This window comes from Flagellatimonas centrodinii, from assembly GCF_016918765.2.
Classification (GTDB): domain Bacteria; phylum Pseudomonadota; class Gammaproteobacteria; order Nevskiales; family Nevskiaceae; genus Polycyclovorans; species Polycyclovorans centrodinii.
The window spans coordinates 386,728-409,098 of record NZ_CP092104.1 but is presented as its reverse complement, the minus strand read 5'-3'; the positions used below and the strand labels follow the sequence as shown (position 1 = coordinate 409,098).

General features: G+C 64.3%; 16 protein-coding genes. 8 read left to right on the top strand and 8 right to left on the bottom strand.

Annotation, left to right across the window (positions count from 1 at the left end):
- Positions 1-110: 110 nt before the first annotated feature.
- The 7 genes from JN531_RS02020 to JN531_RS01990 are packed head-to-tail and all read right to left on the bottom strand — an operon-like array spanning position 111 to position 5,870.
- Positions 111-1,433: an MSMEG_0569 family flavin-dependent oxidoreductase gene (locus JN531_RS02020; protein ID WP_228347188.1), complete on the bottom strand. Its 1,323-nt coding sequence runs from the start codon at positions 1,431-1,433 to the stop codon at positions 111-113.
- Positions 1,426-1,728 (bottom strand): MSMEG_0570 family nitrogen starvation response protein, encoded by a 303-nt coding sequence (locus JN531_RS02015; protein WP_228347187.1) that lies wholly within the window; start codon positions 1,726-1,728, stop codon positions 1,426-1,428. The genes JN531_RS02020 and JN531_RS02015 overlap by 8 nt, the downstream gene beginning before the upstream one ends.
- Entirely contained in the window at positions 1,721-2,719 is a 999-nt protein-coding gene (locus JN531_RS02010; RefSeq protein ID WP_228347186.1) for a sll0787 family AIR synthase-like protein, read from the bottom strand. The genes JN531_RS02015 and JN531_RS02010 overlap by 8 nt, the downstream gene beginning before the upstream one ends.
- A complete protein-coding gene (locus tag JN531_RS02005; protein WP_228347185.1) occupies positions 2,719-3,270 on the bottom strand; it encodes an MSMEG_0567/Sll0786 family nitrogen starvation N-acetyltransferase in 552 nt (183 codons plus the stop codon). Before JN531_RS02005 ends, JN531_RS02010 begins: the two co-directional genes overlap by 1 nt.
- Positions 3,271-3,273: 3 nt before the next feature.
- Entirely contained in the window at positions 3,274-4,410 is a 1,137-nt protein-coding gene (locus JN531_RS02000) for an MSMEG_0568 family radical SAM protein (protein WP_228347184.1), read from the bottom strand.
- Positions 4,370-5,383: a Nit6803 family nitrilase gene (locus tag JN531_RS01995; protein WP_228347183.1), complete on the bottom strand. Its 1,014-nt coding sequence runs from the start codon at positions 5,381-5,383 to the stop codon at positions 4,370-4,372. Before JN531_RS01995 ends, JN531_RS02000 begins: the two co-directional genes overlap by 41 nt.
- Positions 5,384-5,387: 4 nt before the next feature.
- Complete coding sequence (locus JN531_RS01990) at positions 5,388-5,870, bottom strand: MSMEG_0572/Sll0783 family nitrogen starvation response protein (protein WP_228347182.1); 483 nt, start codon at positions 5,868-5,870, stop codon at positions 5,388-5,390.
- Between the two features lie 347 nt (positions 5,871-6,217).
- Between JN531_RS01990 and JN531_RS01985 the strand changes: the two genes are divergently transcribed.
- From JN531_RS01985 to JN531_RS01965, 5 genes are all read left to right on the top strand, one after another.
- Positions 6,218-7,618, top strand: coding sequence for an aminotransferase-like domain-containing protein (locus JN531_RS01985; RefSeq protein ID WP_228347181.1), 1,401 nt, complete (start codon positions 6,218-6,220; stop codon positions 7,616-7,618).
- A gap of 141 nt (positions 7,619-7,759) precedes the next feature.
- The gene (locus JN531_RS01980; RefSeq protein WP_228347180.1) at positions 7,760-11,584 is read left to right on the top strand and encodes a TonB-dependent receptor; all 3,825 of its coding nucleotides are present in this window, start codon (positions 7,760-7,762) and stop codon (positions 11,582-11,584) included.
- Between the two features lie 163 nt (positions 11,585-11,747).
- Positions 11,748-12,341, top strand: coding sequence for a PraA/PraB family alkane oxidation protein activator (locus tag JN531_RS01975; RefSeq protein ID WP_228347179.1), 594 nt, complete (start codon positions 11,748-11,750; stop codon positions 12,339-12,341).
- A gap of 247 nt (positions 12,342-12,588) precedes the next feature.
- On the top strand, positions 12,589-16,278 hold the full coding sequence (locus tag JN531_RS01970; protein WP_228347178.1) for an autotransporter domain-containing protein: 3,690 nt from the start codon (positions 12,589-12,591) through the stop codon (positions 16,276-16,278).
- A 202-nt stretch (positions 16,279-16,480) separates the two neighbouring features.
- On the top strand, positions 16,481-17,557 hold the full coding sequence (locus JN531_RS01965; protein WP_275591473.1) for a GSU2403 family nucleotidyltransferase fold protein: 1,077 nt from the start codon (positions 16,481-16,483) through the stop codon (positions 17,555-17,557).
- A gap of 494 nt (positions 17,558-18,051) precedes the next feature.
- On the opposite strand, the gene JN531_RS01960 is transcribed toward JN531_RS01965, so the two are convergent.
- Complete coding sequence (locus tag JN531_RS01960; protein ID WP_228347177.1) at positions 18,052-18,825, bottom strand: NYN domain-containing protein; 774 nt, start codon at positions 18,823-18,825, stop codon at positions 18,052-18,054.
- A gap of 187 nt (positions 18,826-19,012) precedes the next feature.
- Between JN531_RS01960 and JN531_RS01955 the strand changes: the two genes are divergently transcribed.
- From JN531_RS01955 to JN531_RS01945, 3 genes are all read left to right on the top strand, one after another.
- Positions 19,013-19,537, top strand: coding sequence for a hypothetical protein (locus JN531_RS01955; RefSeq protein WP_228347176.1), 525 nt, complete (start codon positions 19,013-19,015; stop codon positions 19,535-19,537).
- Between the two features lie 628 nt (positions 19,538-20,165).
- The gene (locus JN531_RS01950; RefSeq protein WP_228347175.1) at positions 20,166-20,954 is read left to right on the top strand and encodes a DUF3450 domain-containing protein; all 789 of its coding nucleotides are present in this window, start codon (positions 20,166-20,168) and stop codon (positions 20,952-20,954) included.
- Between the two features lie 35 nt (positions 20,955-20,989).
- Positions 20,990-22,357, top strand: a complete 1,368-nt coding sequence (locus JN531_RS01945) for a MotA/TolQ/ExbB proton channel family protein (protein ID WP_228347174.1) — start codon at positions 20,990-20,992, stop codon at positions 22,355-22,357.
- The last annotated feature ends 14 nt before the right edge of the window (positions 22,358-22,371 follow it).

The window sequence follows — 22,371 nt, the reverse complement described above, 5'->3', positions numbered from 1 at the left end:
TCGCGCAGGTCTGCCGCCGTCATGCCCGCGTCCGATCGGGCATCGATGCTCCAACCGTTGCAGCGGGACCCGCATCACGTGCGGGGGCTGATCCGTCCTGTCTGTTGTGCTCAAGCGGCCTGCAGGCGCGGTGACCTTGCGGCAACATGTCGCTGGATGAAACCCAGCAGGTATTCAGCGTCCTTGCCGACATCGGCGAAGCGCCCCGAGCCCCAGGTGTTCTGCCACGAAAGGCCCAGAAAGTAGACCCCGGGCATGGCGGATACGCCTCGCTGATGTAACGGCCGCCCCTGTCCGCTGAAGACCGGCAACTCGGCCCAGGCATAGTCGGGAACAAAGCCAATGGCCCAGACGATATTGCGGATGCCGGCTGCCATATAGTCCAGTTCCAGCACGTCCTGCGATGGTGCCCAGGGCGGGGTATAGGGTGGTTCAACCGGCGCTTCGATGCCCGCCTGCCGGATGTACTGATCCACCAGCGTGCGGATGCCGTTGTAGGAGGCATCTGCGCGATCGAGGTTCCGGCTCAGGTCCGGCTTGAAGTGCAGGTGCCCGCCGTGCACGTCCGCGAAACTGCCATAGAGCTTCATGCCCTCCACTGCACGTTGCCGCAGGTCGATCTCACGCCCACCATCGCGGCCGGTGAGGTAGTGGTTGGTCTTGTGCCTTACGGCTTCGCCCTGCGGGTGCTGGTCGATGGGGATGTCGTAGTAGCCTGAATCGGTCAGCCAGTCCGTAACCTCGCGGCCACGGTACACACGCGGCGAGCGTGGCGCGCTGCCCACGCACAGGTGCACGTCGCGGCCGGCAATGTGAAGGTCCTCGGCGATCTGGCAGCCTGACTGACCACTGCCAACCACCAGCGTTGCGCCGTCCTGCAGCGATTCCGGATTGCGATAGCTGGACGAATGCAGTTGCAGGATTTCGTCCGGCAGGCGCTCGGCGCTACGCGGAATGATGGGCTCGGAGTACACCCCGTTGGCAATCACCACCTGACCGGCCAGATAGTCGCCAGCGCTGGTTCGCACATGAAAATGCCCCTGACGCGTGGGCCGCACCGATCGCACTTCCACGCCTTCCAGAACTGGCGGGTCGAAGCTCGCGCGGTAGGCATCCAGATAGTCAACGATCTGGTCCTTGAGCATGAAGCCCTGGGAATCGGTGCCGCCGTATTCGTGGTCATAGCGAAAGCCGGGAAGGCGGCATTGCCAATTGGGCGTGACCAGGCAGAACGAGTCCCAGCGCGCCTGCCGCCACTCGCTGAAGCAGCGCTTGCGCTCGAACACGACGTGGTCGATCCCCGCTTTTTTCAGGTGCCAGCTCATCGACAGGCCTGCCTGCCCGCCGCCCACCACGACCACCGAAACACGGCGCTCGCCGACGAAGCCCATTTCGGCGGGGTCCAGTGCAGCTTCATTCCACGACTCAGACATGGGGGACGTCCTCCTCAAAACTTTCCACGACAATCCGTGCCTGCGGATCGGTCACAAAGGGCTGCGCCTCACGGCGAATGCGGTCGATCTGGGCCAGCGCCTGGCCGCAGCCCATGCCGTACTTGCGAGCGACCCGCTCGCTGGCATGCTCCAGCGCTGCGGTGCAGCACTCGACAAAGGCATCCACGCGATAGGGGTGCTGCAACTTCAGGGCATCCTTGATCGTGCTGGATGGGGAGTAACACAGGCTTTCGCGCTGGTCCGGCCAGCGCACGCGAAATCGAACTTCAGGCATCGAGAGCCTCCTTGTGTGCATTGGGGGCGCAGCCGGTGAGCGCATCCAGAGTGAAGTCCCAGGCGAGCCGTGATGCGCCGGCGCGCTCCACATGCAGTTGCGCCGAGTCGTCACAGCAACCCACGTCGGCACAGACCAGGCCGCGGTCGGCAAAGCATCGGATCACCGCATCGCAATGGCGTGCGTTCACCGCCATCACGAAGCCGTAGCTGGGGAAGGTCGTCGTCAGCCAGCGAAGCGGATCGACGCCTGGCGGCCGCGGCACGTTGTCCACCGCGATCCGTGCGCCGACGCCGGAGCATTCCATCAGCATCATCAGGGTGCCCAGCACGCCAGCCTGGGAGATGTCCTTGGCGCTGCGGCACAGCCCGGCCTCTGCCAGCATCGGCAGCAGGTCGAGGTCGGCACGCAGCCGGGCGGGGTCGACATCGGTGGTGCAGTTCCAGTGCGCGAAAGGCGGGCGGTAGGCGCCCCGAAGGTCGAGCGCAACCAGCAGTCGATCGCCCGGTCTGGCATCGAAACTGGTGAGCAAACGTGTGGCATGCCCGAGGATGGCGACGGCCAGTTGATCCTCCTCGCAGCGCAGGTTGCTGTGTCCGCCCACCATCGGCACCTGATAACAGCGTGCTGCCGCGCGCATACCGTCGAGCAGGCGACCGGTGCGGTCGTCGCCGCGGCCCCACAGGGCATTGACGATGGCGGTAGGGCGCCCCCCCATGGCGTACACATCTGAGACATTGACCATCACGCCGCACCAGCCGGCGAACCAGGGGTCAGCCTCGACGAAGTGGGGGATGAAACCCTCGATGGCCAGCAGCAAATGGCCGGCCGCGCCTGGTTGCGCGATGGCGGCGCAATCATCGCCGACGGCTATCGCGCTGTCGCCGCCGATGCCCAGCGCGCCGACCACCGCCGCGATGTCGCGCTTGTGCGCCACGCCGTTGCCCTCACGCAAGGCGGCGACAAGATCGTTCAGGTCCGGCGCCGACATCACGCCGCCACCCGGGCCTGTACCGCAAACACCACCTCGTCGAAGGTGCGCGGAGGATAGTGATCGAGCGATGCCTGCATCAGCACATGCGGGCGGCCGCAGATCTGCCTTGATGCCAGTCCAACCCAGTCAAGGTGTTCGAACAGTTTCACGTTCTGCACCTGTACTTGCGCCAAAAATCGTCGGCATCCGCGTGCCCGTGCGGTACGCACTGCATGGTGAATCAGTTCAGTTCCTATCCAGGCGCTGTGCCGGTATTCGGGGAGCACCGCGAGGCGCGAGCCGAACCACAGACCGGAATCATCGTTGGCCTCAGGCCGATGAATACGCACAGTGCCGACAACCCGCTCGCCGATGCCCGCGACCCGGGCAATTGCCGCGATTGGCAGCGCGTGGTCGTCAATGGTGTCGCGATCGTCCGCGTCGAACAGCCGTTGCTCGGTGCAGAACACCTGCCGGCGCAGGGCGGCGCAGGCCTTTCGCTCCCAATCCGCAGCAACATGCTTGATGCTGTACTCGCCGGGCATAAAGGGGGGCACGGGCAGCAACATGGCTCAGGACACACCCACCGCGGCCGGGGACTCAAACGCCGCCAGCGAAGAACAGGCACCGCAGCGGCCGCAGCCCGCCTTGATATCGGCGGATCGCAAGCCGCCGTCTACCAGCATCCGCCCCACCGGCAGCAGGATCGACCGCATGAAGAGCGCGCTGGGCGCGGGGTGATCGGCCAGTGGCGTGCCGGAATTCGGCACGAACGGCACCACAAACGGGTAGACGCCAAGTGCGATCAGCCGCTCACTCATCTGCAGGATGGCCTCTCGGGTATCGCCAAGGCCGGCAAGAATGTAGGTGCTCACCTGTCCCCGGCCGAAGACCTTCACGGCATCGGCAAAGGCGGTCATGTACTGATCAAGGCTGACGCTGGCCTTGCCGGGCATGATGCGCGCTCGCACCTCAGGCGTTACCGCCTCCAGGTGCATGCCCAGGCTGTCCACCCCGGCGGTCTTCAGGCGTTGAAACCAGGCCGGGTCATCCGGCGGCTCGCACTGGGCCTGAATGGGCAGGTCCACCACGGCCCTTACCGCCGCAGCCGATTCGCACAGAATCTCGGCGCCGCGGTCGGTGAAGTTGGGCGTGCCGGTAGTCATCACCATGTGCCTGACTCCGTCGAGCGTAACGGCCGCTTTCGCCACCTCGGCTAACTGCGCCGGTGTCTTGCGATTGACGGTCCGTCCGGCCGCCAGTGACTCGCCGATGGAACAGAACTGGCAGGAGGTCTCGCGGCGCCCATAGCGGACACAGGTCTGTAGCACTGTGGTGGCCAGCACATCGCGTCCATGCAGCTGGGCGATGTGGCCGTAGGGAACGCCCTCCGCGGTCCTGAGCTTCATGAATTTCGGCTGCGGCGCAAAGGAGATCGTCGCCACCGCCCGACCATCACGTTTGAGTGACACTTCGTCGGCACGCCCAGAACGGCTGGTCTCGAATGGCGAATGCGCTGCCGAGCCGGTGTGTACTGGCACCATGATGGTATGACCATCGACGGTGACCGACTTGTGATCGGACGGTCCCGCACCGCCACGGCGGCTGGGTGCACCGATGTCTTCATCCGCCAGGCGCACGCCCAGCGACTGCAGATCGACGATCAGCTCACGCGTCTGAGCACTCGGAGCTTTCGCGGGCTTGGTCATGGTGTGTTGTCCTCAAAGGGGAGTCGCCGGGCTTCGTCCCAGCGGGCGCGCCGTGCAGCGGCGCCGTTTCACGCGCGTCGAGATTCAGGGACAGCAGTTCGGGGCGGGCGTAGTGCCCCACCGAATCCATCATCCGTTTGCGCTTGGTGATCAGCGCGAAGTCCAGCTCTGCGATCACCATGCCTTCGCTCTCGCGCAGGGGCTCGCACAGATGTTTGCCTTCGGGCGAAATGATGGCGCTGTAGCAGCCGCCCCGAAGTGCCTTCTGCAAGTCGGGGTCAGCGGTTATCTGCCCGATCTGATCCTCACTCAACCACGCCGTCGCGTTTACCACGAAGCAACCGGATTCCAGCGCGTGGTGGCGCATGGTCACTTCCATTTGCTCGGCAAAGATCGGCCCCACCAGCGAGCCCGGAAACTGCGAGCAGTGCACCTCCTCGTGCTGTGCCATCAGGCTGTAGCGTGCAAGGGGGTTGTAGTGTTCCCAGCAGGCCAGCGCGCCGAGCCGGCCGATGGCCGTGTCCACCGTTTTCAGGCCGGCGCCATCGCCTTGTCCCCAGACCATCCGCTCGTGATAGGTCGGAGTGATCTTGCGACGTTTCAGCACCAGGCTGCCATCCGCATCGAAGACCAGCTGGGTGTTGTAGAGCGTGCCGTGGTCGCGCTCGTTGACTCCGAGTACCACCACCGCTCCGTATTCACGTGCTGCAGTGGCCACTTGGTCCGTAGCGGGGCTCGGCACGCTCACCGCCTGCTCATACAGCGCCAGGTGCGCTGCGCCCATCTTCACTGCCGGGGTAATGAACGAAAAATAGGGGTAGTACGGCACCACCGTTTCAGGGAACACGACCAATTCGGCGCCCGCGGCGGCGGCCTCGGCAATCGCGGACACGACCTTGCCGATCGTGCCCTCACGACTGCCGAGAACCGGCGACAGCTGTACCGCGGCTGCTTTGACAGTGCGGGAAGCCATGGGCCTAGAGCGTCCAGGTATCCAGAATGAAGGCACCGGACTTGCGATGAAGCAGCACCAGGTCCAGCACATCCAGCGGATTGATCGGCGTAATGCCGGGCAGCAACGATGGCTCGCCGTGGCCATACAGCGCCTGCAGTGCAAAACGGCAGGCGTAGACCTTTCCGCCCTCGGCCATGATCGCCTTGATCTGGTTGGCGAAGTTCTGATGGCCGGGGAAAGCTTCATCGCCAAGGGTCGGAAACCCTCGCTGCAGCCCCAGCGTCACTCCTGGGCCGTACAGCAATACCGAAGTTTCGAATCCCTTCCGGAGCAGACGTTTGGCCTGAAGCAGATTGACCAGGCCAATCGATCCCTCGAATGCCACGGTATGAAACGTGATGAGGGCTTTTTCGCCGGGTTCGGCCTGAACGTCCTCGAACACTTTTTCTTCGTAATCGACAAAAAAGTCGCCGCTCTTATGTGCGGGTGCTGTCACTGCGGGCATGTGCTTCTCCTGATGCGGGATTGACGTGATTGCAACCGCCGGACCTCAGCGGTCACAGGCAACAGGGCAGCAATCAATATGCCAGTCAATCAGGGATAAAATGGTCATAAATGCGATCATTGTGAGACATTGATGATAACGTTGGTGTAATTGCCATGGTCTCGTTGCGATGGCCGCATTCGCACCATATCAGTGGCAGTTTCAGGGGTTTGCGGGATGCACCAAAGCGGTACGCAACAGCTCGCAACAAGTGCATCGTTGCGCCTTATGTGTGCATACAAAAAGAAACAATATGCAATCAATATGTGGCACGATATGGCGATCGTGATCTGACGGATTGAGTGCCCATGTCGAACGAAGCCAGCCGCTGGGCTGCGGCCGTGCGCGCCAGCAGCCAACCTGCCTACATTGCCATCGCCGATGCGCTGGCCGAGGACATCGAATCCGGCAAGCTCGTTGCCAACCAGCGGCTGCCGACCCTGCGCACGCTGGCGGCCGCGCTCAACCTCAATTTCACTACCGTGGCGCGGGGATACGCCGAGGCCCAGCAGCGGGGTCTGATCGATGCCCAGCCGGGGCGTGGCTCCTTTGTCCGCGAGATCGTCAGGAGCGGGCCGGTTCGACGCGCGCCATCGACCAGCATGGTCGACATGACGATGAACATGCCGCCGGAACCACAGGACAAGGCCCTATTGGCGCAGATGCGTCAGGGCATCGCCGAGCTGGCACAGGAAGCCGACCTGCACAACTTTCTTCGCTATCACGAATTCGGTGGCAATGAAGAAGAGCGAGAGGCGGGTGTCCAATGGCTGTCGCGCCATGTGCCCAATCTGGAGAGCTCCCGCGTCATCTTGTGCAGCGGTGTGCAAAGTGCCCTGCTGTCGCTGTTCACCGTGCTTGCGCGCCCTGGCGATACCATCGCCTGCGAGGCCGTTACCTATCCGGGCATCAAGGGCCTCGCTGCCCACCTTGGCATCCGGCTGGTGGGGCTGCCGGCGGACGATGACGGTCTCGATCCGGACGCCTTCGGTGCCCTGTGTGCGGCCGATCTGCCCAAGGCCCTTTACCTCAACCCCACCCTGAACAACCCGACCACTGCGATCATGTCGGAGGCACGCCGGGAGGCTGTAGTAGAGGTCGCCCGCCGCTATTGCGTCCCCATTATCGAGGACGACCCATATGGTTGCCTGCCGGCCCGTCGGTCCACGTCGCTGGCCGCCATGGCCCCTGAACTGACCTTCTATGCCAGCGGTTTCTCCAAATGCCTCGGTGCGGGCTTGAGGGTTGCCTACCTGGCAGTTCCCAACTCACGCTACGGTGCACGTCTGTCGGCGATCATGCGCACCACCACAGTTATGCCGGTACCGATGATGGCGCGTCTGGCCACGCGCTGGATTCTGGATGGCACCGCACGCGCGGCTACCTTGGCCATTCGGGAGGAGTCGCGCCAACGCCAGAAGCTGGCCGCGCAGGTACTGCAGCAGGCCGACTACACCAGCAAACCGGAAGCCTTCCATCTGTGGCTGCGTGTTCCCGCGCCCTGGACCCGTGTCGAGTTTGCCACCCACCTCCGCAATCACGGCGTTGGTGTGGTGGTTTCCGATACGTTCAGTGTGGGTGGCACCCCACCCGAAGCGGTGCGGGTATGCCTGGGAGGGCCGACCAGCCGCGACCAGTGCGCGCAGATGCTGGGCATCATCGAAGACGCCATCGAACACTCACCCAGTCTGGCATCCCGCGTGGTGTGAGTCGTCTGCAGGTTTCTCCGACCCGAGCCCACCCCTCAGCCCCCCTTTTGCACATTCCCATTTCCCCTGCGTCCTAATGCCTGAGACCAGCCGCACAACATCACAACGCGGCGTCCGTGCAGACATCAGAGGAGATTCGGGATGTTCCAATTCCGTCGTGGCCCCATCCGGGCGCTCGTGGCGTTCAGCATCATCGCAGCGGCGCTCACCGGAGGGGTGGCGAGCGCGCAGGCAACGGCGGAGGCCCCTTCGGCCATCAGTGCCGTCACGCTTCGCTACAACATCCCCGCGCAGGATCTCACCGCAGCGCTGACCGCGTTCGCCCATCAAAGCCGGGCGGAACTCATCTACGCGCCTGATGCGGCCGAGGGGCGGCAGTCGGCAACCCTTAACGGTGCCTTCAGTGCCGTGGAGGCGGTGGAGCAGATTCTCCAGGGCACCGGGCTGGACTTCGTTGTCACCGATGGTGGCGGCATCATGATCGGCGAGCCGGACGTGGTGGCGGAGTACCGCCGCCGGCTGCAGAACTCCAGCACCGGCAACCTGGCCGTCGCCCAGGCCAAGGCGCTGGCAGACGATGCCAGCCCTGCCGACGCGCCCTTGCCCGATATCGAAAGCGCGCGCCGCGCCGGCATCGAGGAAATCATCGTCACCGGCCAGAAGCGTGAAGAGCGCCTGCAGGACGTGCCCATCACCATGAGCGCGTTCTCCATGGACGAGTTGGACGCCCGCAAGGTGGAAGGCGGCTTCGACCTGCTCAAGGCCATCCCCAACGTCACCTTCAGCAAAACCAACTTCAGCGGTTACAACTTCCAGATTCGCGGCATCGGCACCCAGGCCGTATCCGCCACCACCGATCCCGGTGTGGCGGTCAGCATGAACAACACCACCCTCATCGTGAACCGCCTGTTCGAGCAGGAGTATCTCGACATGGAGCGGGTGGAAGTGCTGCGCGGCCCACAGGGCACCCTCTACGGCCGCAACGCCACCGCCGGGGTGATCAACGTCATCACCCACAAGCCGGTGATGGGCGTGTTCGAGGGCGAGGTCAAGTATGAAATCGGCAACTACGGCGCCCAACGCTTTCGGGGCCACTACAACATTCCGCTGAACGACAGCGACACCCTGGCCGCCCGCATCGCCTACGCCAGCACCATGCGCGATGGCTACGGCACCAACCTCGCCGCGGGTGAGTTCAACGTCAGCCCGGATCTCGACAACCGCGACCTCTGGACCGGCCGCGTCAGCATCGCCTGGCAGCCCACCGATCGTTTCCGCGCCGACTTCATCTTCGAGCGCTTCGAGGAAGACGACAACCGGCTGCGCACGTCCAAGCAGTTGTGTCACCGCGATCCGGGGCCGCAGACCATCGATGGCGTTTCACCGGCGGACCTCTTCAACGGGCCGATCGATGTGGAGTCCGACCAGTTCCAAACGCAAGTTCTGGGGCAATACTCGCAAGGCTGCCTGCCTCGGTCCCTGTTCGACACCGGCAACCCAGCCGACCCCAATGACAACGGCGCTTACGGCACCCCGAACGGCAACGCTCTGCCCTTCGTGCGGGCATTGCGGATGGGTTCTTTTCGACTTGACCAGGTTCCGCAGGTCCCTTTCCCGTTCGCGGAAAACTGCGTCAGCTTCTCGATGCTGCCCGAGTGCGTGGTTGACCCACTGCGTGCCGGCCCGCAGTCCCGTGACCTGAGAACGGTCTACACCCCACTGCAACCCGAGTATCGCGCCGGATCGGATTACTACGAGCTCAGCTTTGAGTTCGACTTGACGGACGTCTGGTCTCTCAGTTCGCAAACGGTCTACATGGAGAACGAACTGTTCGCCACGCAGGATTTCCTGCGCTTCCGCGCACTACCCATGTTCAACGACTCCACCAACTCCCGCTTCCCCTACAAGCGGGGCATCTCGCCGGGCGGGGTGTTCCAGGATCCCAACCTGGGACCATCCAGCCGGCTGATCATGCAGGATCTCTCCCAGCAGGATGCCACCCAATTCAGCCAGGAGCTGCGGCTTACCAGCAATGACAGTGGCCCCTGGAACTTCAGCCTCGGCGCCAACTACACCCGCTTCAAGACCACCACCGACTACTTCGTGTTTTCCAATGCCTTCTCCGCGTTGGTGTACTCGGGTCATACCCCCTATATCGGAAACCCGTTCGGCTATAACGTGCCCTGGGTGCCGACCGGGCCGGATGGCGAGCAGCTCCCCGCATTGTTTGCCGGGCCCGGGGGCACCGGCGCCGCGCTGGGCTGCAGCACGTACATCGACCCTGATTCCATCCGGCAGGGCTTCGATGGGGAGTCGGTGGCCACCTGTGTCTACGTGCAGCCCGGCGGCATTGAGGACATTGCCGCCAATCCCGAAGGGCACCAGTTCTTTCTCAGCCGCAATCCCTACAACCTGGATTCCGCTGCCCTGTTCGGCGAGGCCTACTACCAGCTGACACCGGAGATCAAGCTCACTGCAGGCCTGCGCGTCAGTTGGGATCGCAAGGTGTTCACCCCCATCCCCAGTCAAACCTTGCTGCCCGACTGGCGTGGGCGCATCGAAGGCGGCTTTCTTGGCACGCCAGCGGCCAATCCCTTCCTGGAGCAAGAAGGCGAAATCCCGGAGGCCGGCGACCTGGAGGCGATCGCGCGCTGGTGCGACCCCATCACCGGGATATCTCGCGGAAGCCCGGTCTGTGCACTGGGGGGTACAGCCGAGAATGGCCGTGGGTATCCAGCGCTGCCGGACATCATTCAGGAATGGTGGGTGCCCACCGGCCGCATCGGCATCGACTGGCAGCCCCTGCTCAGCTTTACCGACGAAACGCTGATCTACGCCTTCTTCACCCACGGCTACAAGGGCGGCGGGGCCAACCCGCCCACCATCGCCTGGCCGCAGGGGCTGCTGATCGCCAAGGCGCAGGGGGCCGCCGCGCCGCCCACCTTTGAGCCCGAGTACGTCAATGCTTTCGAGATCGGCACCAAGAACACGCTGCTGGACGGTGCGCTGATGCTCAACGGGTCGGTCTTCTACTACGACTACACGGACTACCAGGTCTCCAAGATCGTCGATCGCTCCGCAGCCAATGAGAACTTCGATGCCACCATCTGGGGCCTGGAGCTGGAATCGGTCTTGGCCCTCACACCGGACACCTTGCTCAACGCCAGTATTGGCTACCTGCGGACCCGGATTGCGGATGGCGAAGAATCGCTGGATCTCATGAACCGTACCCAGAATGGCGGCGAGCGATACGTCAATCCGGAATGGGCGGCGCTTCGAGAGAGCACCGAAGGCGATCCACTGGGTCGCACCCTCTGCGAAGCCAACCCCGAGCATGTGGCCTGTCAGTACCCGGATGGTTTTGACGAGTGGATGGTGGTCAAGCCTACGCTTTCACAGTCCTCCAACTGCATTGCGCCCGTTGCGCTCGTTCGTTGGGCGTTGGAGGACGGCTATGCAGGTGCCCCAGATGGCGCTGCCTTTCTTTGCCCGGGCGGACAGCTGGTGGTGTCCCGAGATGCGACGGGCAATCCCGAGATCGTCAAGACCTACAACCCGATCACTGATGCGCCCAATGGCAGCGCGGGGTTCTTTGCGGATATCGGCGGCAACGAGCTCCCCAACGCCCCCCAATTCACGGTCTCGCTGGGCGCCCAGCACACCTACTACCTGCCCGGTGGTAACTGGAGTGCCACGGGACGGGTGGACTGGTACTGGCAGGACGAATCCTTCCATCGCGTCTACAACACCGAGTACGACCAGCTGCGCGCCTGGGACAGTACCAATCTCTCGTTCTGGGTGAGCAACGACCGTCATCAGCTCACCATCGAAGCCTATGTCAAGAATGTTTTTGATGAAGCCCCGATCACCGGCGCCTTCCTCAACAGCGACGACACCGGGCTCTCCACCAATGTCTTCACGCTGGACCCGCGTCTCATCGGGCTCAGCATTCGCAAGCGCTTCTGATCGGGTACCGGCATGGAAGCACTTGGCAACTCCATGGAATGGCTATGCAAACCCCACTGTGTGCGCGCCACGGTGGATTGCAGAACGGGGGCGGCGCCGTGCGGTTGGGCGCCCCGCTCCTTTTATCCACGGTTCACATGAGTGAACCAAGAGGAGATTCATCATGAAAATTAGCAATGTGAAGAAGTCCTTCGGTTTGGCAGCCACGATGACGGCGGGATTGCTGTTCTCCGGCATGGCAGCAGCGCAAACCTTCGCGCCCTCCGGGCCGGTGCAGATCACCGGGCAGGTCAGCGTCAATAACTTGCCCAAGGGCGGGAGCTTTCCGGACTTTGCCTGTGCTGTGGAGATGTTCGGGTTCGCGCCGACGGGTACGAACGTGATCTCCATCACCGGGGTTCAGGTGCTGAATGACGCGGACGGAAACATCCCCCGTGGCTGCCATACCGTCCAGCCCTTCCAGTTGCCGTGGACGGTGACGGTGGTGGGAACTACGGCCACCATCGACGACATCTCGTTCCAAGCGGTCGGCACGGGCCAGCCGGGCTGTGGCTTCTCGGGCGGTTCGCCCGACCCGGCCAGCCAGTTGGTCACCACTTGGGCGCAGGACACCTCGGCGGTGCCTCCAGGAGCCCAGTTTGATCCGGCCTTCTCCCGCATCGTGATGGCGGCAGATCCCATTTCCGATGGCGATACCGGCAACTGCACCATCTCGGGCGAGATCCGCATCACCCGTCCGTCCGCACCGCGCATCTGATGCCGCTGCGGTAAGCCTTAGTGACGCCGCCCGTGGATGCCCCTCATCTGCGGGCGGTGCTCACCTCACTGATGGCGGCGGGCGGCGGTACCGGGTGTTGCTCGGTCCGCCGCCCGTCGCCCCCTTGGATCTGAACGGCAGGGTGTGGGTGGTGCGGCACGTTCAGGGTCATTACAGAAAGTCACCGTTGGTACGCCCGCCGCTTCAAGGTGCGGCGTGAACTGAGAATAATGAGTAGGAGATCCCCATGCTGAAGCACCCGACATCCATCATGAGCGCAGGGGTCGCCTTGCTCTCGGCATTGGCGGTGACGCCGCTGTCGGCGCAGACCGCAGCCGAGTGGACCGGAAGTGTATCCGGCGATTGGTTTGATGCCGGCAATTGGGCCAGCGGCAACCTGCCGCCGGACTGCGTTGTACAGTTCTTCACGGTTTGCGCACCTATCCTGATTGACGATCAAAGTCCCAATGAGGCGGTGATTGGTGCAGGTCAAAGCGTGGATCTGTCGGCAGCCGCCCTTGGGACTTTTGCGCCAGGCAATGTGAGCGTGGGGAGCACGGTCGGCAGCAACGGCCTTCTGACGATCCGCGACGGAGGTGCGCTGACCAGCGCCCTTAGGATCGGCCAGAATGGCGGTACCGGCACGCTGGTGGTGACTGGCTCCGGCTCCCGGCTGACGGCACAGAACGTGTTGGCGATTGGGCAAAACGCGAATGGAACCGGCACGCTGGTGATCGCCGATGGCGGTATCGTCGATTTCGGCACCGGCACGGTACAGCTGGCCCAAGGTGACGCCAGCAGTCGAGGCACGCTGACCTTTGGCGAGGGCGGTGCTGTCGGCGAACTCATTGCAGGTGGCCTCAGCGTCGGCCCCGGACAGGCCGTCATCAACTTCAACCACAACGAAGCGGACTATCGGTTCGACTTCAACCTCAACGATTCCACCTCGGTGGGCAGCTTCTCGGTCAATCATCTGGGCAGTGGCCGCACCGTGCTTGCCGGCAACAACAACTACCGTGGTGAAACCCGGGTGATGAACGGCACCCTGGTGTTGGGCGGCGGCATTCCCAACAGCGCGGTCACCATTGGCAATGGCGGCACCCTGGCTCTGGGCGATGGGGCCCCGGGGGTGATCGAAATCAGTAACCTGGTGATTGAGCAGGGCGGCACCCTGCACTTTGATCTTGCGGCACCGGACGGCGACGCCCTGCCGGGCGACCTGCTGGCACCGGGCAGCGTCGGTGATTTTCTGGTGGTGGGCAACAACCTCACTCTCAACGACGCCACCCTTAACGTCAACGACCTCGGCGGTTTCAACAACGGCATCTACACCCTCATCCAGTACGGCGGTGGCATCACCGGTGACTTTGCCCAGATCAACCTGCCGGACGGCTTTGGCGGCACCCTGCAGCTGGGCCAGTACAACGGCAATGATGTGCTCTACCTCGATGTGGGCGGCACCCTGGGTGACGAGGTGTACTGGGATGGTGCCAACCCCGGCGCCGCACCCAACGGCAGCGTCGATGGCGGCGACGGCGTGTGGAACAACAGCACCGCCAGCTGGACCAACGCCAACGGCTCGGCGCAGGGCGCCTGGAACGAGCAGGTGGCCATCTTCAGCGGCACCCCCGGCACCGTCACCGTGGCCGAGGATGTGCGCTACACCGGCATGACCTTCCTCAGCGATGGCTACACCCTCGCGGCCGGCGGCGGGCAGCTGTTGCCCAATGCTGATGCCCTGGAGCCCGGCGTCTCGCCACAGCTGCTGGTGGAGGCCGGCGTGACGGCCACGGTGGAAGCGCCGTTTGCCGGGGATCGCGGGCTGGCCAAGGATGGCGCCGGCACCCTGGTGCTCACCGGTGAGCAGTTGCACACCGGCATCACCACGCTGCAGAACGGCCGCCTGCACCTCGGCGATGGCGGCAGCAGCGGCAGCCTCACCGGCAATGTGAACATCGCCCGCGGCACCTTGGCGTTCAACCGCAGTGATGACTGGCTGTTTGCCCCGCAGATCGGCGGCAGTGGCAACGTCGAGCAGATGGGCAGTGGCACCACCCGGTTTGATCGGGCGCAAACCTACACCGGCAATACCGTGGTGAGCGGCGGCACCCTGCAGCTGGACGACGGCGGCAGCCTTGCCACGGCCAGCGCGGTGCAGCTGAATGGCGGCACGCTGGCCATCAATCGCAGCGATGCCTTTGCCTTCGGCAACAGCCTGAGTGGCAGCGGAACGCTACTGCAGCGCGGCAGTGGCACCACCACCTTCACCGCCAATGCAGCCAGCTTTGCCGGCACCACCCGTGTCAGCAACGGCGTGTTGCAACTGGACGGCAGCCTGGGCGGTAATGCCGAAGTGGACGGTGGCCGCTTTGAGGTGCTGGGCAGTTTCCTCGGCACGGTCAATGTCAACGACGGCGGCACCCTGGCGGGCACCGGCACAGTAGCGGGGCTGGACGTGCACAGCGGCGGCCGGCTGGACCTCGCCCCCATTGCCGATGTGGAGGGTAGCGGCGGCGTGTTCACCGTGGACGGCGATGCCCGCTTTGCCGAAGGCGCCGAGCTGCGGGTGGGAGTGAACCGCTTTGGCGATGCCGACCGCCTGCAGGTGAACGGCACCGCCACTTTGGAAGGGGGATCGGTGCTGGCGGTGGAAGCCGGCGCGGAGAATGCGGGCCTGTGGAATCCACTGAGCACCTACACCATCCTCAGTGCCGATACCCTCAGTGGCACCTTTGACGATGTCAGCAGCAACTTTGCCTTCCTCGATGCCAGCTTGAACTACGAGGCCAACACGGTGCAGCTGCTGTTGGAACGCAATGACATCGACTACGCCGCCGTCGGTGTGACGGCCAACCAGCAGGGCACCGGCGCCGCGGTACAGGCGCTGGGCTTTGCCCACCCGCTGGCCTGGGCCGTGCTGCCACTGACCGCCGAGGATGCCCGTACCGCGTTCGACCAGCTGTCCGGCGAACTGCACGCCAGCGTCAAGACGCAGCTGTTCGAGGACAGTCGCTTCATCCGCGATACCGTGCTGGCACGCGGCCGTGCCCTGGATGCCGGCAGCCCCACGGGCCTGTGGGCGCAGCTGCTGGGCGCCACCGGCACCACCGATGCCGGCAACGGCAGTGCCGAGCTGACGCGCGACAGTGCGGGTCTGTTCCTCGGGGGTGACCACGGGCGTGGCGAGCGTCTGCGCCTGGGCTGGAGCGCCGGCTACACCCGCGGCAACGGCGATCTCGACGCCCAGCGTGCCGAGAGCGAAACCGACAACATCCACCTGGGCCTGTATGGCGCAAGCCGCTACGCCGCACCCGCGTGGCGTGGCGCCGACGCCAGCCTGGGCCTGCAACTGGGCGGTGCCTATACCTGGCACGAGGTGAGCACCCAGCGGCAGATCGACTTCCCCGGATACCAGGAGCAGCTGGCGGCCGACTACGACGGCACCTCCAGCCAGCTGTTTGCGGAGCTCGACTACCGCCTGCGCTGGACCGATCTTGAGCTGGCGCCGTTCCTCGGCCTGGCCTGGGTGCGGCAGTCGATGGAGGGCTTCTTCGAGGGCGATCAGTACAACACCCCCTTTGGGGAAACCGCCACGCTGATCGCCGACAAGGGCAGCGAGTCCCTCAGCTACGCCAGCCTGGGCCTGCGCGCCGCCACTGCGCTCCCCGGTTGGGACGGCCTGCGCCTCGACGGCGCCCTCGGCTGGCGCCAGGCCCTGGACGAACTGCAGCCGGAAACCCGCCTGCAGTTCCTGGATGGCGACGAGCGCTTCACCGCTCAGGGTGCCCCGGTGGCCGAAAGCGTCGGTTTGGTGGACCTCGGGCTGGTCTACCAATGGTGGGACGCCGGCGAGCTGGCACTGTCCTACGCCGGCCAGTTCAGCAGCGAGGCCAACGACCACACGCTGCGCTTTGGTTTGCGGCTGCGTCTCGACTGAGTGTGGAGCGGTGTCCCCAGGGATGGGGACGTCAGATGGGCCGCCGGGTAACCGGCGGCCCTTTTTTGTGGGCGCCATCTGCTGACTGAGGCGGCGGGTGCACAAGGACGGGATGGATGCCCGATCATGTCTGGCACTGTGGTGACTTGGCACAAGAGGCCAACATGCGGGTCATATCGAAGGATATACAACAAAAATAATAATGTTGTATAACTCTCTTGTGCATTTCACTGAACGTTCCACTGCCGCACAGACTGCCTATGCACAATTGCAGGATGCGGCGTTGAATGCGCAGCTTTCGCGCAGCGTGGCGGATCTGCGCGGCAGTTTCGGCAGGAAGACCGTCAAGGGCCGGGGGTACTGGTACTTCTCGTTCCGTGAGGGGGCGCGGATCCGCCAGATCTATGTGGGGCCGGATACGGAGCGGGTGCGCGCGCTGATTGCCGGAAAAGATGCGGCAACAACAGACGCTGAAGCCTTGCAGGCGTTGGCGCGGGCCTATGCGGGGCATGGGGGCGCGACCCTGCTGCCCAAGCACTTGCGGTTGATCCGCCGCTTGAACGATTTCGGCTTTTTCAGGGTGGGCGGCGTGTTGGTGGGCACCCATGCGTTTCTGGCCTACGCCAACCTTCTCGGGGTGCGGTGGCTGGGCGGGGATCAGACCATGGATGTGGATCTGGCGGTTCCCGGGAAGCACATCGCCATCGCGTTGCCGACGGCGCCCACCATTGACCTCCATGACGCACTGACCTCATTCGAGGCGGGCTTTATTCCGACGCAGAGTTTCACCGGCCAGTCCGGTGCAACCTATCGTCTCAGCGGGGACCCTGACTTCCAGGTCGACGTCGTGACCACGTTGGGGCGGGAAGGTGGCAAGTTGAAATACTTTGAGGCGCTGGGGGTGTCGGCGCAGCCGCTGCCGTTCATGGACTACTTGCTGACAGCCCCGGTTCAGGCCGTGATGCTGGACCGGGCCGGTCACCATGTAGTGGTCAATGTGCCGTCCCCGTCGCGCCACGCGGTGCACAAGTTGATCCTGCATCGGGTGCGCGAACTGGGTTACCGGACCAAGGCGAACAAGGATCTTGAGCAGGCCGCTGCGCTGTTCCAGGTGTTTGCAACGCAGGACCCGATGACGCTTGAGGCGGCCTGGGCCGAGGCGTGGGCGCGGGGGCCGGATTGGCGGCAGCGGTTGACGGAGGGACTGCAGGCTTTGGGTCGCCGCTGGCCGGGCGCGGCATTCGGCTCGCTGTCATTCGTCACGTCGAGCCCGTCCTGACCTGTCACTGCGAGCCCGTCCTTTACCTAGCACTGCGAGCTCGCCCTTTTCCTGTCACTGCGAGCCCGCGCAGCGGGCGCGGCAGCCTCGTCCGGCGGGCGGGGTGCTACAACAATGAGATCGCCGCGCCGCGTTGCGGCTCGCGATGACAATGCTTTCCCTTGTCACTGCGAGCCCGCGCAGCCGGCGTGGCAGCCTCGTCCGGTGGGCGGGGTGCCACACAATGAGATCGCCGCGAGGCTACGCCTCTCGCGATGACAGTGCTTTGCCTTGTCACTGCGAGCCCGCGCAGCGGGCGCGGCAGCCTCGTCCGGCGGGCGGGGTGCCACACAATTAGATCGCCGCGAGGCTACGCCTCTCGCGATGACAATGCTTTCCCTTGTCACTGCGAGCCCGCGTAGCGGGCGCGGCAGTCTCGTCCGGCGGGCGGGGTGCCATAACAATGAGATCGCCGCAAGGCTACGCCTCTCGCGATGACTCTGATGGCCTCGCGGCTACACCCGCCGCATGTAATGCGCGCTGGCCTTGCCATCGGCACTCTTGCGCGTCTGCAGTTCGTAGCCGGCGGTGGCTTTCACCAGATCGCTGAGGCGCTTCTGGCCGTAGTTGCGGGCGTCGAAGTCGGGCAACTGCTTGCTGATGTACTGGCCGATGGCGCCGAGGTGGGCCCAGCCTTCGTCGTCAGCGGAGGCATCCAGCGCGGCGTTGAACAGTGTCTTGAGCTGTTTGTCGGGCTTGGGCGGTTTTGGGGGCGCTGCGGCGGCCGGTTTTGCCGGGGTCTTGGTGGCGCCGGGTTTGGCGGCTGGGTCCGCGTCCGGCTCGTTCTCGGTGCTGTCGGGACGCAGGATGTCGACGTAGATGAACTTGTCGCAGGCGGCGATCAGCGAGCGCGGGGTCTTGCGTTCGCCAAAGCCGTAGACCCGTTTGCCGGATTCGCGCAGGCGGGTGGCCAGTCGGGTGAAGTCGCTGTCGGATGACACCAGGCAGAAGCCTTCGAAGTTGCCGGTGTACAGCAGGTCCATGGCGTCGATGATGAGCGCGCTGTCGGTGGCGTTCTTGCCGGTGGTGTAGCGAAACTGCTGCATGGGCTGGATGGCGTGCGCCACCAGCTTCTGCTTCCACGGCCCCAGGTTGGGCAGCGTCCAGTCGCCATAGATGCGTTTGACGCTGGCGACGCCGTACTTGGCCACCTCTGCCAGCAGCGGTTCAATCAGCTCGGCCGAGGCGTTGTCGGCATCAATCAGTACCGCGAGGCGGGGGTTGTCCATGGCGCTACGGTAGCGCGTTGGGCACGCCCTCACCACCGCAGGATCGGCAACGGGTCAGCGGCTGCTCCATAGATATAAGGCGTGTCGTGACACGACTGGGGCATGCCGGCGACGGCTGACATTGGGTTCAGGGTCGATTCATGCCGGCGGGCAGAGACTGCAGGCGTCCCCTCACCGGAGTTCGGTCATGCCCCGCCTTCGCTTCCTGACGCTGTTTGCCGGCACCCTGTTGATGGGCATCGCCGGCTGTGCAACCGCCTCGCCGCCCCACTGGGCACCGGCCCATGGTGCCCGCGTGGCGCATCATTATGTGTACTACCCCGAATATCAGCTCTACTTCGCGCCGGACCGCCGGCAGTGGTTCTGGCCTGCGGGCGCAGGCTGGCGCCACGGGCCGACACTCCCGCGGATCTACCAGCCCTACGTCCGCCATGGCGGTATTACGGTGCAGTTGTTCGACCGCCTGCCGTACCGCCAGCATCATCAGGTCATCACCCGCCACCACTTCGGCGACCGCCGCCGCTACCAGGACGGCAATGGCTACGACCCGCGACAGCGCGGTTGGAAGGAGGGCCCCGGCCTGCATGGCTGGAAGCAGCAGCATCCGCCGGCGCGGGGGCATCATCGGGACGAGGACCATCGGTCACGCCATCATCGCGATGAACGTCGTGACGGTCACCGGGACGATCGACGCTGGCGCCGTGATGACTGAACCCACTGTCACATTTGCTGACGCCAAAACGCCACCGCCCCCGGTGGCGTTTTGGCGTGTGTGTGCCGAAAAGGTGCATGGCAGGGGCCTCGGCAGCAGGCACCGTGGCACTTTCATGCCGCGATGTGACATTGAGTATCAGTCGCCACCGATTTGACTAATGCCGATAAGCGCTTGTAAATCAGCTTGTTGACGGACGGGGGTGCGGATTTCAGACGCTCGTGCGTCTTATAGGTAAGCACATCCACTTCGGATCGGAATCCGAGCGTGCGATGGCAGGAGGAGGAGTATGACGCGCAGGCACCCGGCAACCCCGGCACCGCGCGTCAACCGTTTCAGAAGGTGCCGCACGCGATGGCGACTATTCATACCGTTCGTCTGCATCCGTCACCTGAACGATGGGCCGATGCCCTTCCACCCTTGTTGAGTATGTGCTCGGCACCTCCAGGCCCTCGGGTTTGGAGAGGCCGGCGACCGGACCTTTGGGCCAATGAATGGCCTGATCGGGGTCCGTGCCGTATTTGTGGTTTTGGTTGATGCGGTTGTGGTGAGACATTGCGGAAGTACAGCGTGCCGCCACGGCGGCTTTCTTGAACAGGCAGGAACACCCCGTCAGATGAGGGAAACGATGAAGCAAATTGCGACGATCGGAGCCGCCACGGCCATGTGCGCCGTCATGGCGGCCGCGAGCATGCCGGCATGGGCGCAGCTTGGTGCGGCCACCCAGACCAGCCAGCAGACCGCACGGGATACCGAGGCTTCCCAGCAGCGGGTTGACCAGTTGGATGAACAGGCACAGAGCCTGCTCAACGACTACCGGGCCAACCTCAAGCAGCTGGAACAGCTCAACCGCTACAACGCCTCGCAGCAGCGGCAGGTGGATGCACAGGAACGCGAGCTGGAATCGACGCGCCTCGACATCGCCAATATTGCGGGCCTGCAGCGTTCGGTGCAGCCCTTGATGGACGACATGCTGAACGCGCTGGAAACGCTGGTCGAAGCCGACCTGCCGTTCCAGATCGTCGAGCGTACCGATCGTATCGCCCGGCTCCGCGGGCTGATGGAAGATCCCGACCAGTCACCGGCGCAGCGCTACCGGTTGATCGTCGAGGCCTACCAGATCGAGAACGAGTACGGCCGCACCATCGAGGCATATCGCAGCGATGTGACGGTGGACGGCAATACCTACGAAAACGTCGAGTTCCTGCGGGTCGGGCGCATCGCGCTGGTCTTCAAGACCGACGATGACCAGGTACTGAAGATTTTCGACGCCGACAGCCGTAGCTGGAAGGACCTCGATTCGAAATTCCTCGCGGATGTCCGCCTGGGCCTTCGCATGGCGAAGGAACAGATCCCGCCGGATCTGCTGAATGTCCCCCTCCCGGCCCCGCAGATGGCCGCGGCCAAGCAGGGCTGAGCGCGATGACCACGGCAAGAACAATGGAACGCAACATGAAAAACCTTCGTGTCCTCGGCGCAGCGATGATCGCTGGTGCCCTCGCCCTGACCGCCCAGCCGGTGCTGGCGCAGTCGGGTGGCAAGCCGGCGATCACCTCGCTGGATCAGGCCCTGAAAGCGGTGCGCGAAGAGCGTCGTGCGGTCAGCGCCCAGAACCAGGAGCGTGAAAAGCGCTTCATCGCCCAGCGCAATGAACAGCAGGCTGAGCTCAACCGCATCCGTGCCGAGGTCAAGGCGGCGGAAGCCGAGTCCGGCCGTCTGGAAAAGCAGCGCAGTGATAACGAACGTGACCTCAACGACCTGAAGGCACAGCTGGCGGACCGCCAGGGCGAGTTCGGTGAACTGTTCGGTGCGGCCCGCGCGGCCGCGGCCGACCTCAAGGAACAGCTGGGCGAATCGCTGGTGTCGGCGCAGTACCGCGGTCGCGGTGAGCCGCTGGGCAAGATTGCGCAGTCGCAGACGCTGCCCACCATTGAACAGCTGGAAGGCCTGTGGTTCACCATGCTGCAGGAGGCCTCCGAGCAGGCCAAGGTGGTCAAGTTCGAGTCCGGCGTGATCGGCACCGACAACAAGCCGGAGCAGCGCACGGTGACGCGTATCGGGCCGTTCGTGGCGTTCTCCGACGGTGACTACCTCACCTACGGCAACAATACCCTCAAGTTCCTCGCCCGCCAGCCCGGCGGTGCCGCCAATAGCGCGGCCAGCGATGTCGAGAACTTCTCGGGTGAGGGCTTTGTCCGTGGTGTCATCGATCCTTCACTGGGGACGCTGCTCGGACTGTCGGTGGAAACCCCCACCTTCCGCGAGCGCGTCGACCAGGGTGGTGGTATCGGTTACGCCATCATCGTGGTGGCCCTGTTCGGCATCATCGTCGCCATCTACAAGTGGGTGACGCTGAGCATCACGGCAGCCAAGGTGCAGGCGCAGATGAAGTCCGACACCGCCTCTGACGGCAACCCGCTGGGCCGCGTCATGCAGGCGTATGAGTCCAACCGTGGGGCCGACATCGAGACCCTGCAGTTGAAGCTGGATGATGCCGTGCTGAAGGAACTGCCGCGACTTGAAAGCGGCCTGACCATCGTCAAGGTGCTGGCCGCGGTGGCGCCGCTGATGGGGCTGCTGGGGACTGTTATCGGGATGATCGTGACCTTCCAGGCCATCACCCTGTTCGGCACCGGTGACCCGAAACTGATGGCGGGCGGTATCTCCCAGGCCCTGGTCACCACGGTGCAAGGTCTGGTAGCGGCGATCCCGCTGCTGCTGCTGCATACCTTTGCGGCCAGCGCGCAGCGCCGGGTGGCACAGGTTCTCGAGGAGCAGTCCGCGGGCATGGTGGCCGAATACGCCGAGCGCGGCCGCTGATCGCGACCGCCCTC